This window comes from Alcanivorax sp. MD8A (assembly GCF_002888555.1).
Lineage (GTDB): Bacteria > Pseudomonadota > Gammaproteobacteria > Pseudomonadales > Alcanivoracaceae > Alcanivorax.
In genome coordinates, this window is record NZ_AQOQ01000014.1 from 21853 (window position 1) to 34166 (window position 12314).

The window sequence follows — 12314 nt, forward strand, 5'->3', positions numbered from 1 at the left end:
ATTACGATGGTGGTACAAAGGTACTAGATGAGCGCCAAAACTGACTGGCAAGTCCGGTCACTTTGTGTGGGATTTCGACGCCATTTACGACAAATGACGTCATTTAAAAAGGATTTTTACTGAAGTTTTTTAACCAAAAAACAACTGCATATCGCTGTAAGTTTTACATTGTATCGCTTATTTTGTCAGACAGACCCGTCAGTCATTCTGAATCATCGTCAGTTACACGCGGTAACGCACGGCGCGCCTTGGCCCCCAGATCCATCAATTGGTTGGCCTGACGTAACAGGTTCCCCCTGCCCTGGGTGAGACGATTATGAGTGGTCTCCCAGGCAGAATGTGCCTTGTTGAGCTTGTCGCCCAGGTCGCCCAGGGACTCATCCAGCAACGAGACCTGGTCGCAGATCTTGCCGGCCCGGTCGGCAATATCCAGTGCATTACGGTTCTGGTATTCATACCGCCAGATATTCTGAATGGTGCGCAGGGTAACCAGCAGTGTGGTCGGGCTCACCAACACGATATTGCGTGCGAAGGCATCGGTGTACAGGCTGGCATCCTGCTCCATGGCCACCATGAAGGCTCCCTCAATGGGGATGAACAGCAGTACGAAATCCAGGCTGCGGATACCTTCCAGACCACTGTAGTCCTTGGCATCAAGCCCCTTGATATGGCTGCGCAGGGACGCCAGATGCTCACGCAACGCCTGCTCCCGCTCCTCGGCATCCGCGGCTGACGCCAACCGTTCGTAGGCCACCAGAGATACCTTCGCATCAATCACCACATCCTTGTCTTCCGGCAGGTGTACGATGGCATCCGGCAAGCGACGTTGACCGCTCTCATCCTTGAGGCTCACCTGGGTTTCATATTCCCGGCCCCGCGTCAGGCCTGACGACTCCAGCACCCGTTCGAGAATCATCTCGCCCCAGTTGCCCTGGGTCTTCACCTGCCCTTTCAGGGCATCGGTCAGGTTGCGGGCGTCCTCGTGCATCTGTTGGTTCAGCCCCTTGAGCTGATTGAGCTGTTCCAGCAAGGTCGCCTGGGTGCGCGTCTCATCACTGTGAATCTGGTCGACCCGACGACGAAAGTCCGTGAGTTGCTCACGAAAAGGCTTGAGCAGACCGTCCAGGCCCTGTTGTTGCTGTTCGTGAAGCTGCTTGCTGCGTTGTTCAAAAATCCGCGCGGACAGGTTTTCAAATTCCTGCTTGAGCAGCTCTCTGCTCTTCTCCGCGAACACAAGTTTTTCTTCCTGTCCGGCCAGCCGCTCTTCCAGACGGGCTTTCTCTGCAGCCAGCTGCTGAGCCCGGCTTTCACTGTCCTGCAGCCGCTTGTTGGTAATCTCTATCTGCTCTCGCAACAGGGGCACCTGAGCCAACGGCTCACGCAGCTGCTCCTTTTCCTGCTGGAATTGCAGGCTCAACTGTGACTGCCGCCGGCGCTCCAGCAACCAGACCAACAAAGCCGCTATCAGGGCTGCGGCCAATGCCGATGCCAGAGCAATCATTACCGTGCTATTCATCGTTGCGCCTTGCTGAAAAGAGTAAAGAAGTTATCTGCCGTCACCCGAGCCAACTCATCCACCGGGACCCCTTTAAGCTCCGCCACACACTCCGCCACCTGAGCCACAAAACGGGGTTCGTTGGGCTTGCCACGAAACGGTACCGGCGCCAGCCACGGCGAATCGGTTTCGATCAACAGGCGCTCGATCGGTAGCGCTTTCACTGTGTCCCTTAAGGACTCGGCATTACGGAAGGTGACAATGCCTGAAATTGAGACGTAGAACCCCATCTCGATGGCCTGCAGGGCCATGTCCAGGTCTTCGGTGAAACAGTGCAAGACCCCTTTCACTTCACCCTGCCCGTGCTCACGGAGCAACGCCAGCGTGTCGTCCTTGGCCCCCCGGGTATGGATGACCAGAGGCAAGCCGGTTTCGCGTGCCGCCTCGATATGAGCAATGAAGTAGCGGCGCTGCCAGTCACGTTCTTCCTTGGCGTAAAAGTAATCGAGCCCCGTTTCCCCAATGGCCACCACTTTCGGGTGTGACGCCCGCTCGACCAGCTCTTCAGCAGAAGGCTCACGGGACTCCTTGTACAAAGGGTGCACGCCGACACTGGCAAACACATGGGGATAGCGGTCCGCCAATGCCTGCACATCAGGAAAACTTTCCAGGTCGACCCCGATGCAGAGCATATGGCTGACCCCGGCCTCTTCCGTCGCGGTCATCATGGCGGAAAAGTCACCGCCGTGGGCATCCAGATTCAGTCGATCAAGGTGACAATGGGAATCCACAAAAGTGGCAGCAGACATGAACAGCTCCGGCACGATTAAGGCCCGGAATTGTAGCGTAGATCACCGCCATGCTTCACGCTCCAGGCCTGGATTGATCCCCCGGAAACAACAAGGCCGCGTTCCAACCCTGGACGCGGCCTGCCTTGGTTTTGCGTATTGCGTGTTGCGTTACATGGTATGGGTGGGCCGGTCGGATTCCAGCGAGCCGGCCAAATGGTTCTCAATGGTGACCCGGGCAGTGTCATCCTGATCCGAGAACTGCACCCCAATCCCGGCACTACGGTTACCCTGAGCCCCCTTGGGAGTAATCCAGACGACCTTACCGGCCACCGGAATCTTGTCCGGCTCATCCATGATATTCAGCAACAGGAAAATCTCTTCGCCCAGCTTGTATTGCTTGTCGGTGGGAATAAACAAGCCACCATGGGTAATGAACGGCATATAGGCCGAATACAGCACCGCCTTGTCCTTGATGGAAAGCGACACAATGCCGCTGCGCCCGCCAGGCATTTTCATGGGAACCGCCTCTTTGCTCTGGTCATCCGTCTAACGCCACTCTTGCCACTCTAGGGTAAAGGGCCCGTCCGTACGACTTTATTATTAATTTTCAATCAAGATTAGTGGCCAGCCGGGGCAGCGTCAACGCCCACCAGTACCAGCAGCCATTGCTCGTAGAGCAAATCCTTATTGGGGTTGGCCCCGGCCAGCAAGGCACGGCGACCTTCCAGCACCCGCTGGGCGGCGCGCATCAGGCGTGCCGCAGGCACCGCCGTCGCCAGGCGCTTCAGCAACGGTGCCAGCTCCGCATCCGCACTGTTATCGTCAGCCACGACGGATTTCAGGCCACGGGCCAGCCAACCGTAAATCACCCCTGCCAATTCTACCGGGTCATGCTTTGCCAGCACTGGCGAAGCCTGCGCGGGCGACTGCCGCCCCTCTGCCACCATGACCAGCGCTTCCAGCAACTTGCGGCGATCGGCAAACCAGTCAGCTTGCTCCAGCGCCAGCGCCTGCAAGGGCGCCCCCTGCGCGGCATCCAACAGCGATTCCGGCTCACTGACCTGCCCCTGCAACCACTCCAGTGCCTGGCCAGTGGCTGGCACCGCCAGCGGCCGCTGTTGGCAACGGCTACGGATGGTAGGCAACAACAAGCTGGGTTGGTGGCTGACCAGCAGCAGCAGGGTCTGGTTACCTGGCTCTTCCAGGGTCTTCAGCAAGGCATTCTGCGCATTGCGATTAAGCGCTTCCGCCGGCTGGATGATGGCCACCCGGTAACCGCCGTATTGCGCCGTTCGGGTCGCAAAACTCACCAGCTGGCGCACCTGATCAATCTTGATGGCCTTGCTGCCATCTTCCGGGCTGAGACGGTGGTAATCGGGGTGCGTCCCGGCGGTACTGAGTTGACAGCCCTGGCAACGCCCACAGGGCAACCCGGCAGGGTTGTCGCACAGCAGCGTCTGGGCCAGTGATTCCGCCAACCGCACCTTGCCTATGCCACGAGGGCCGCTCAATAACAGGGCATGGGGCAAGCGCCCTTGCTGATGCTGATCGAGCAGCCGCTCCATCTCTCCCTGGTGCCAGGGGCAGGGAACCTGAATCGGAGCGGTTACGGCCATGCCAGCATCTCCTCAAGCAGAGGATTGAGTTGTTCGCGCACCTGTTCCAGCGGCTGAGCCGCATCCAGCACCCGAAAGCGCCCCGGCTCGTGGCTGGCCCGTTGCAGGTAATGCGTGCGAATTCGTTCGAAAAAGGCCACATCCTCCTGCTCGATACGGTCCAGGGCGGCGCGTTTGCCTGCCCGGCTCATACCCACCTCCACAGGCACATCAAACAGGATCGTCATGTCCGGACGGCTTTCGCCAATCACCAGCGTTTCCAGCTGGGCAATGGCCTCAGCATCCAGACCGCGACCTGCGCCCTGATAAGCCCAGGTAGCATCCACAAACCGGTCGCACAATACCCAGTCGCCACGCTCAAGAGCCGGGCGAATCTTTTCCGCCAGGTGTTGGGCCCGGGCAGCAAAGACCAATAGCAGCTCGGTATGTGCTGCCATGGGTTCATCCGAGGGGTTCAGCAAGACATGGCGAATGGATTCCGCCAGCGGTGTCCCACCGGGCTCGCGGGTCAACAGCACCGTTTTGCCCGACGCACGCAATTGCTCGGCCAACCATTCAAGGTTGCTGCTCTTGCCGGCTCCCTCACCGCCTTCCAGGGTGATAAAGCGTCCACTCATTGCGACGCTCCCGGGGACGAGCGATAGCCTTCACGACGACGCAGCTGGTAATCACGCACCGCTTTCTGGTGCTGAGCCAGGGTTTTGGAAAAGTAGTGACTGCCATCGCCACGGGCAACAAAGTAGAGAGATTCGGTTTTCGCCGGGTGCAAGGCAGCCACAATCGCGTCCTTGCCTGGCATGGCAATGGGCGTGGGCGGCATACCCTTGATCACATAGGTGTTGTAGGGCGTCGGTCGACGAAGGTCACTGCGACGGATATTGCCCTGATAGGACTCGCCCATGCCGTAGATCACCGTGGGATCCGTTTGCAGCCGCATGCCCTTGCGCAGACGGTTCACAAATACCCCAGCGATTTCAGCTCGCTCGCTGGGCACGCCGGTTTCCTTTTCCACGATGGAGGCCATCACCAGAGCGTCATAGGCCGTCTCGTAAGGCAGCCCTTCCTCTCGCTCCAGCCAGGCTTGTTCAAGCACAGCTTCCTGACGCTCCAGAGCCCGCTTGAGCACGGTCAGGTCTGAGGTACCACGGGTATAGAAATAGGTTTCCGGCGCAAACCAGCCTTCCGGATGGCGATCCGGATAACCCAACCGGGCCATCACCTCCTGATCCGATAATCCCTCAAGGGTTTGTGTCAGGGTATCTTCCGTCTCAAGACGGGCACGCAGCTCACGAAAATTCCAGCCCTCTACCAACGTCAGGCTTCGCTGCATGACTTCACCGCGATCCATTTTCTCGAGCAGGGCCAGCAACGAATCGCCAGGATTCAGCTGGTACTCCCCCACGTGCAAACGCGAGTCCATGCCGGTAAAGCTGCTATACAGACGGGCGCCCAGACGGCGGAACTCAGCCTCCTGAGCAGCACCAAGAATCCCCTCGCCTTTCAGCTTCCAGAGCACACGGCTGAGCCCCTCACCGGGCTCAACGCCTACCACACGGGGCTCGTCAACAGGCAGAGGGCGATGGAGATAACTGCTGACCCAGGCCCCGGCCAGAGGAACAGCGACTACCAGCAGGACTACCAGTAGTCCGAAAATTCGAATTTTTTTACGCATAGCGAAATTGTAGGGCCTGTGAGAAGGAAAGCCAGCAAGATTGTATTGGCTGACTGAAAGGCGCACCAAGGGAGTTATTGATGGAAAAGTTGTTCCGCCTGCGCCTGTAATGCGGCCAGCTCGGCCGTCACCGGCCAGTGCCACTGCGCCAGTTTACGCACCGGCAGCACGCCGACAACACTGTTGCACAAAAACAACGCTTCAGCGTGACGGAGCTGTGACAGCGGCCGCAGATCAGAGCAGACTCGCATGCCCTGGGCGACCAGTTTTTCCTGGAGCACATCCCGCATGACCCCGGCGACCCCCGCACCCGCCCTCGCCAGATCCGGTGTCCACCAGTGATCCTCAAAACGGACAAACAGATTCATGCTGGTGGCTTCCAGCGGTTGCTGACGCGGGGATAACAACAAGCCTTCATCCCACCCGTACCGGGCGACCTCCCGGCGCGCCTGCACCTGGGGTAGGCGGTTAAGGTGCTTGTAGCCTGCCAGCAGATCAGGATGAAGAACCGTCTGGCACACGCCAAGCTCAATGCCCTGCTCTCGCTGGGCCCGGGACCATTGCGGAAGGTCTCCGTGTTGCACAAAGAGGGTCGGGGTAACGCGCGATGGCGGCAGGTAACCCCGCCCACCCACACCGCGAGTGACCGTCATCTTGACCACCCCCTGGCGCCCTGCCAACGCTCCGATCGCGGACGCCAGGGCACCCTGTAGACAACTCGGGGCCGGGGCCGGAATGCCCAGGGCCTGCAAACCCGCCTGCAGGCGGGCCAGGTGGCGAGGCCACAACGGGGCCTCACCGGCCGCCGTTATGCGCAGGGTTTCGAAAACCCCATCGCCATAGGCAAGGCCTCGATCACGGGGGTCCAGGCGCATTACACCTTCTTGAACAGCAGGGTGCCGTTGGTGCCACCAAAACCGAAGGAATTGGACATGGCATAGTCGATGTTGCGCTGCTGCGCTTCATTGGCGACCAGGTTGAGATCGCAGCCTTCGTCCGGATTCTGCAGGTTGATGGTAGGCGGTGCCACAGAGTCGCGCATCGCCAGAATGGAGAAGATCGCCTCAATGGCACCTGCGGCGCCCAGCAGGTGACCGACCATGGATTTGGTCGAGCTGACCGCCAGCTTGTACGCATGATCGCCATACAAGCTCTTCACGGCAGCGACCTCAGCCAGGTCACCCATTTGGGTAGAGGTGCCGTGGGCGTTGATGTAATCCACCTGATCCGGGCTGACACCAGCATTGCGCAGGGCATTACGCATGGCCTGCATGGCACCAACGCCGCCTTCCGCCGGGGCAGTGATGTGATAGGCGTCATCGCTCATCCCGTAGCCCACAAGCTCTGCATAAATGGTCGCACCGCGAGCCTTGGCGTGTTCATACTCTTCAAGCACCACGGCCCCGGCGCCATCCGCGAGTACAAACCCGTCTCGATCCTTGTCCCAGGGGCGGCTGGCGGCCTGGGGATCATCATTGCGGGTGGACAACGCCCGAGCAGCAGAAAAACCACCAAGCCCCAGAGGGGTGGACGCTTTCTCTGCCCCACCGGCCACCATCACATCGGCCTGGTTCAACTGAATCTGCTGTGCAGCGAATCCGATATTGTGAGTACCTGTGGTACAGGCTGTCACCGTGGCAAAGTTCGGCCCTTTCATGCCGTACATGATAGCCAGATTACCCGCGATCATATTGATAATGGTGCCCGGCACGAAGAATGGCGTCAGCTTTCGCGGGCCGTTATTCACCATCTTGATATGGTTCTCTTCAATGTTGGTCAGGCCACCGATACCCGAGCCGATAGCTGCACCAACACGCTCCGCGTCTTCTTTATCCATATCCAGACCGGAATCACGCACCGCCTGGATTGCCGCAATCAACCCGTACTGAATAAAGATATCCAGCTTGCGTGCGTCTTTCGGAGACAAATAGCTGGAGACATCAAAGTCCGGTACCAGGCCAGCAAAACGCGTGGAAAACGGCTCCGTATCAAAATGCTCAATCGTACGAATCCCGCTTTTCCCTGCCTTGATGCCTTCCCAGCTGGAAGTTACATCTGCACCCAGCGGGGTCAGCATGCCCAGCCCTGTGATTACAACGCGCCGTGTTGTCACCCGAATTCCTCCAGTTCTTCAAATTTGGAGCATTAAACGCTGCCAGTGCGACAAGATTACTACACTCGCCCCTTCAGCAGGCCGCCATTATGTAAGCGGTTATCTCCTCAATGCGCTGGCAGCCTTCGCTACCAAAACGCGCGCACAAAAAAACCGCAAGCTCACTGAACCTGCGGTTTTTTTGTGGTGCTCAGCAACTGAATATCAGCTGTGGGCTTTGATGTAGTCGACTGCGGACTGAACGGTGCTGATTTTCTCAGCTTCTTCGTCCGGAATCTCGGTCTCGAATTCTTCTTCGAGAGCCATAACCAGCTCAACGGTGTCCAGGGAGTCGGCACCCAGATCTTCAACGAAGGACGCTTCTGGCTTTACGTCTTCCGGCTTAACACCCAGTTGTTCTACGATGATTTTGTTTACGCGTTCTTCGATGCTGCTCATGATCCTTTAACTCTCCTGATTGATGGTGTGCTAGCACCTGTCAGCGGCTATTCTAGGTGAACGCAGTTTGCGCTTGCAAGCGAACAGGCCCGGTGCATTTCCTTCAAGTTTTTCCAAATATTTTTTTCTGTAAAAACAGTCAATTAGGCCGCTTACACAGAAACACTTGCGCGCCCCACTTCGGGGCCCAGAGTCTTAACCGGTAAACATGCCGCCATTGACATGCACGGTAGTACCGGTCACATACCCACCGCCATCGCTGGCCAACCAGGCTACAGCGCTGGCAATTTCTTCCGGCTGTCCAAGGCGTCCCAGCGGGATGCCGGACAGCAGGGATTCTTTCTGCGCGTCTGCCAGGCCATCGGTCATATCCGTCTGGATAAAGCCTGGCGCCACGGAATTTACCGTGATGTTACGGGAACCCAGCTCTCGGGCCAATGCACGGGTAAACCCTTCTACCCCGCCCTTGGCAGCCGCATAGTTTGCCTGACCGGCATTCCCCATGGTGCCAACCACGGAACTGATATTGATGATCCGCCCCCAGCGCGCCTTGGTCATGCCTTTCAGGCATGCCTTGCTGACACGGTAGAGGGAATTCAGGTTGGTATTGATCACATCTTCCCACTCATCATCCTTCATGCGAAGCATGATGTTGTCACGTGTGATGCCAGCATTGTTCACCAGTACCAGCGGCGCGCCGAATTCCTCGGTGATGGCTTTCAGCGTGCTCTCAACGGACGCTTTATCGGCCACGTTCAACACCTTGCCAGCACCGTTTGCACCCAGCGCCTCACCGATTGCCGTGGCGCCACCTTCAGAGGTCGCCGTGCCTACCACAAAAAAACCATCGGCAATCAGCTGGTTGGCAATAGCACGGCCAATGCCACGGCTGGCACCGGTGACCAGGGCCACTTTCTTGTCTGTCATCCTTTATCCCCTTGTTCTGAATTGGTCTGAGGTCCGTGCCATCCGCAGGCTGCCGGGCAATCCTGCCCGGCACACATGACAGCCGGGTTACTGTCCGGTCAACGCCGCCTCGAAGGCATCCGCGGTTTCCAGCGCGCAGGAAGCCACATCACGATCAATACGCTTGATCAGGCCGCCAAGCACCTTGCCCGGACCACATTCATACACCCGGATCACACCCTGTTCCTTGAGCGCCTGTACGGTTTCCACCCAGCGCACCGGCGAATAGAGTTGGCGAATCAAGGCATCGCGAATCTGTGCAGGATCGGTTTCCACCGCCACATCCACGTTATTGATCACCGGCATTTCCGCCGCATGGAAGTTGGTGTTATTCAGTGTCTCGGCAAGCTTCTCGGCGGCAGGCTTCATCAGCGCACAGTGCGACGGCACACTAACCGGCAGCGGCATGGCACGCTTGGCACCCGCTTCCTTACAGGCAGCAATGGCACGCTCGACCGCCTCGGCGGACCCGGCAATCACCACCTGACCGGGGGCGTTAAAGTTCACCGCCTCGACCACATCGCCGTTAGCCGCTTGCTCACAGGCAGCACGTACCTGGTCATCATCCAGACCCAGCACCGCAGCCATCTTGCCCTGGCCTTCCGCCACCGCTTCCTGCATCAGCTGACCCCGGGTGCGGACCAGACGCACCGCATCGCCCAGATTGATCACCCCGGCACAGCTCAAAGCGGTGTATTCGCCCAAACTGTGGCCAGCCAGAAACTGCGGGCGCGGCCCACCGCTCTGCTCCCACAGCCGCCACAGGGCAACACCTGCCGTGAGCAACAGCGGCTGGGTATTTTCGGTCTGATTCAGCGCTTCTTTCGGGCCATCCTGACACAAGGCCCAGAGGTCCAGATCCAGCGCACCGGACGCTTCCGCAAACGTCTGTTTTACCGCGGGTCGATCCGCGAAATCGGACAGCATACCCAGTGCCTGGGAGCCCTGACCGGGAAAGATGAAAGCCGTCTTGGACATTGGTTATCCCCTTGAATTCGGCGGCAGTATGCCCGGTTTCGTCGGTGCTGTCCGGGCCACGCTGCAACAAAGTATGAATGAAATCAGTGGTCTTGCCCGGCCGTAGCGGCGGGCGCAAGGGCATCGCTGATCAGCGCCGGTACATTGCGGCGTGCTTCCACTTCAGCCACCTCCAGCGCACTGAGAAACCCCTGCTCGGAGGTACCACCGTGGCTTTTCACGACGATACCGCGCAGCCCTACCAGGCTGGCCCCGTTATAGCGATCCGGGTCCATACGTTTTTTGAGGCCGCTGAGTACCGGTAAGGCGAGCAATCCACTCAGCTTGCGCAACCAGGAATGGCCAATTTCCTCGCGGATCATGTTGCCGATCATCTTGGCCACGCCTTCCATGGTCTTGAGGGACACATTACCCACGAAACCATCGCAGACCACCACATCGGCCTCACCGGCGAAGATGCCGTTCCCTTCGACAAACCCCACGTAGTTCATGTCCGGGGCAGCTTTCAACAGGGCGGCGGCCTCCTTGATCTGCTCGTTGCCCTTGATGTCTTCCTCGCCAATGTTCAGTAATGCGACGCTGGGCTGGCTGACGCCATCCACCGCCCGCACCAGCGCCTGCCCCATCAAGGCAAACTGCATCAGGTGCTCCGGCTCGGAATCCACATTGGCGCCCAGATCCAGCATATGGCAATGGCCTGTGGCGGTAGGAATGGCGGTACAGATCGCCGGGCGATCCACGCCGGGCAAGGTCTTGAGAACAAAACGACTGACCGCCATCAGGGCGCCGGTGTTGCCGGCACTGACTGCCGCCTGGGCTCGTCCTTCCTTGACCATATTGATGGCGACCCGCATGGAGGAATCTTTCTTCTGGCGCAAGGCCACTGCCACGGGATCATCCATGGCCACCACTTCCGTAGCAGGCTGGATCTCCAGGCGGGCATGGCCAGACAATCCCGCCTTTTGCACCGCCTCAGCCAGCGGCTCAGCCTGCCCCACCAGGATGATATTGAGATGAGCATGGCGGGAAAGCATTTTCGCCACGGCGGGAACAGTCACGGACAAACCATGATCGCCCCCCATGGCATCCACCGCCAACGTCACAACCGACATGGGCTGCTTCCTTTATAAGATATTCGTTCAAATAGCCCGGCCTTGCGGCCAGTTATCAACTGGCCGCCATTCTGACAAAAAAGCGGCCGGGAAACAGGCTTCCTTGTATCCGCTTACAAAAAATCCTCCCGAAGGAGGATTTTGTGGGCACCCTGACGGGCACCTGCGGCCAATAACAAAACGGGAGCCTTAGCCCCCGTTTTGCGTTACCACTTATTCTTCGTCGTCGGTCTCAACCTGACGAATCACCTGACGGCCACGGTACATGCCATCCGGAGAGATGTGGTGACGACGATGCACTTCACCAGTGTTGGTGTCTTCAGTCAGCGCAGAAGAGGTCAGCGCATCGTGAGAGCGGCGCATGCCGCGCTTGGAACGGGTTTTACGGTTCTGTTGAACAGCCATTTCGAGCTCCTCGGGCGTTGAATCAGCCTGAATTTACTTGCCTTGACCTTTAAGCTTGGCCAGCACGGCAAAAGGATTATCCGCGTTTTCCTGTTTCTCAGGTTTGCCGCTGTCTTGCGGCAAAGCTGTCGGGCAAGGGTCATGCAGTGCCACCAACGGCATGGCCAGCAACAGTTCTTCCTCGAGCAGGTCGGTGAGAACCATGGGTTCTTCGCCAACCAGCCAGGGATCAAGTCGCTCCGGCAGTGCCTTGGCCTGATCCTCGCTCCACACCAGTGCCACGTTGATACTGGCCTTGATGTCGCAAGTCACCGGCTCCAGGCAGCGCTGACATGGCAGCACCAGTATCGTGCTGACCTCGCCCTCAATACGCCGATGCCCCTCTTCATCACGGCCGAATGCCAGCGAAATATTCACCGGCTGGTCAAGACTGTCATGGTAATCCTGCAGGCGAGGCAGGTCCGCAACGGTGAGTTGACCTTCAACAATGCGACCCTGATCCGCGTATTTGCGGGGATCGAGGAACTGTGGCAGTTGCCCTGAAAACATAAGCGCGCAATTCTAGGGCCGAGAGGCCCGCCTGTCAAAGTTAATCTCGGAAGCTAACCATTTGAACTAAAAAGACTTTTTCCAAAACGGAAAAAAGTCAGCGAGCAAAATGCACATTTTTTGCCCGTCAGCGGGGATTTTACCCCAAATCCCCTGCCGCAAACCTTCTTCCCGCAGCG

At 58.4% G+C, this 12314-nt stretch carries 14 protein-coding genes; all 14 read right to left on the reverse strand.

What is annotated here, in order from left to right; translation table 11 throughout:
- Positions 1-202 precede the first annotated feature (202 nt).
- Positions 203-1516 (reverse strand): DNA recombination protein RmuC, encoded by a 1314-nt coding sequence (locus A15D_RS09185; protein WP_102791688.1) that lies wholly within the window; start codon positions 1514-1516, stop codon positions 203-205.
- A complete protein-coding gene (locus A15D_RS09190) occupies positions 1513-2304 on the reverse strand; it encodes a TatD family hydrolase (protein WP_022984179.1) in 792 nt (263 codons plus the stop codon). Before A15D_RS09190 ends, A15D_RS09185 begins: the two co-directional genes overlap by 4 nt.
- Positions 2305-2454: 150 nt before the next feature.
- Positions 2455-2802, reverse strand: a complete 348-nt coding sequence (locus A15D_RS09195; protein WP_022984178.1) for a PilZ domain-containing protein — start codon at positions 2800-2802, stop codon at positions 2455-2457.
- Between the two features lie 101 nt (positions 2803-2903).
- Positions 2904-3902, reverse strand: a complete 999-nt coding sequence (locus A15D_RS09200; RefSeq protein ID WP_022984177.1) for a DNA polymerase III subunit delta' — start codon at positions 3900-3902, stop codon at positions 2904-2906.
- The gene (gene tmk / locus A15D_RS09205) at positions 3893-4519 is read right to left on the reverse strand and encodes a dTMP kinase (protein ID WP_102791689.1); all 627 of its coding nucleotides are present in this window, start codon (positions 4517-4519) and stop codon (positions 3893-3895) included. The genes A15D_RS09200 and tmk overlap by 10 nt, the downstream gene beginning before the upstream one ends.
- Positions 4516-5574: an endolytic transglycosylase MltG gene (mltG, locus tag A15D_RS09210; RefSeq protein WP_022984175.1), complete on the reverse strand. Its 1059-nt coding sequence runs from the start codon at positions 5572-5574 to the stop codon at positions 4516-4518. Before mltG ends, tmk begins: the two co-directional genes overlap by 4 nt.
- A gap of 74 nt (positions 5575-5648) precedes the next feature.
- Positions 5649-6449, reverse strand: a complete 801-nt coding sequence (gene pabC, locus A15D_RS09215) for an aminodeoxychorismate lyase (protein ID WP_102791690.1) — start codon at positions 6447-6449, stop codon at positions 5649-5651.
- Positions 6449-7687, reverse strand: a complete 1239-nt coding sequence (gene fabF, locus A15D_RS09220) for a beta-ketoacyl-ACP synthase II (protein WP_102791691.1) — start codon at positions 7685-7687, stop codon at positions 6449-6451. Before fabF ends, pabC begins: the two co-directional genes overlap by 1 nt.
- Positions 7688-7891: 204 nt before the next feature.
- Positions 7892-8125, reverse strand: a complete 234-nt coding sequence (acpP, locus tag A15D_RS09225; protein WP_022984172.1) for an acyl carrier protein — start codon at positions 8123-8125, stop codon at positions 7892-7894.
- 195 nt (positions 8126-8320) lie between these two features.
- Positions 8321-9052: a 3-oxoacyl-ACP reductase FabG gene (gene fabG / locus A15D_RS09230; protein ID WP_102791692.1), complete on the reverse strand. Its 732-nt coding sequence runs from the start codon at positions 9050-9052 to the stop codon at positions 8321-8323.
- A gap of 87 nt (positions 9053-9139) precedes the next feature.
- Positions 9140-10069, reverse strand: coding sequence for an ACP S-malonyltransferase (gene fabD / locus A15D_RS09235; protein ID WP_022984170.1), 930 nt, complete (start codon positions 10067-10069; stop codon positions 9140-9142).
- An 83-nt stretch (positions 10070-10152) separates the two neighbouring features.
- Entirely contained in the window at positions 10153-11181 is a 1029-nt protein-coding gene (plsX, locus tag A15D_RS09240; protein WP_102791693.1) for a phosphate acyltransferase PlsX, read from the reverse strand.
- A 213-nt stretch (positions 11182-11394) separates the two neighbouring features.
- Entirely contained in the window at positions 11395-11586 is a 192-nt protein-coding gene (rpmF, locus tag A15D_RS09245; protein ID WP_022984168.1) for a 50S ribosomal protein L32, read from the reverse strand.
- A 33-nt stretch (positions 11587-11619) separates the two neighbouring features.
- Entirely contained in the window at positions 11620-12135 is a 516-nt protein-coding gene (locus tag A15D_RS09250) for a DUF177 domain-containing protein (RefSeq protein ID WP_102791694.1), read from the reverse strand.
- Positions 12136-12314: the final 179 nt, after the last annotated feature.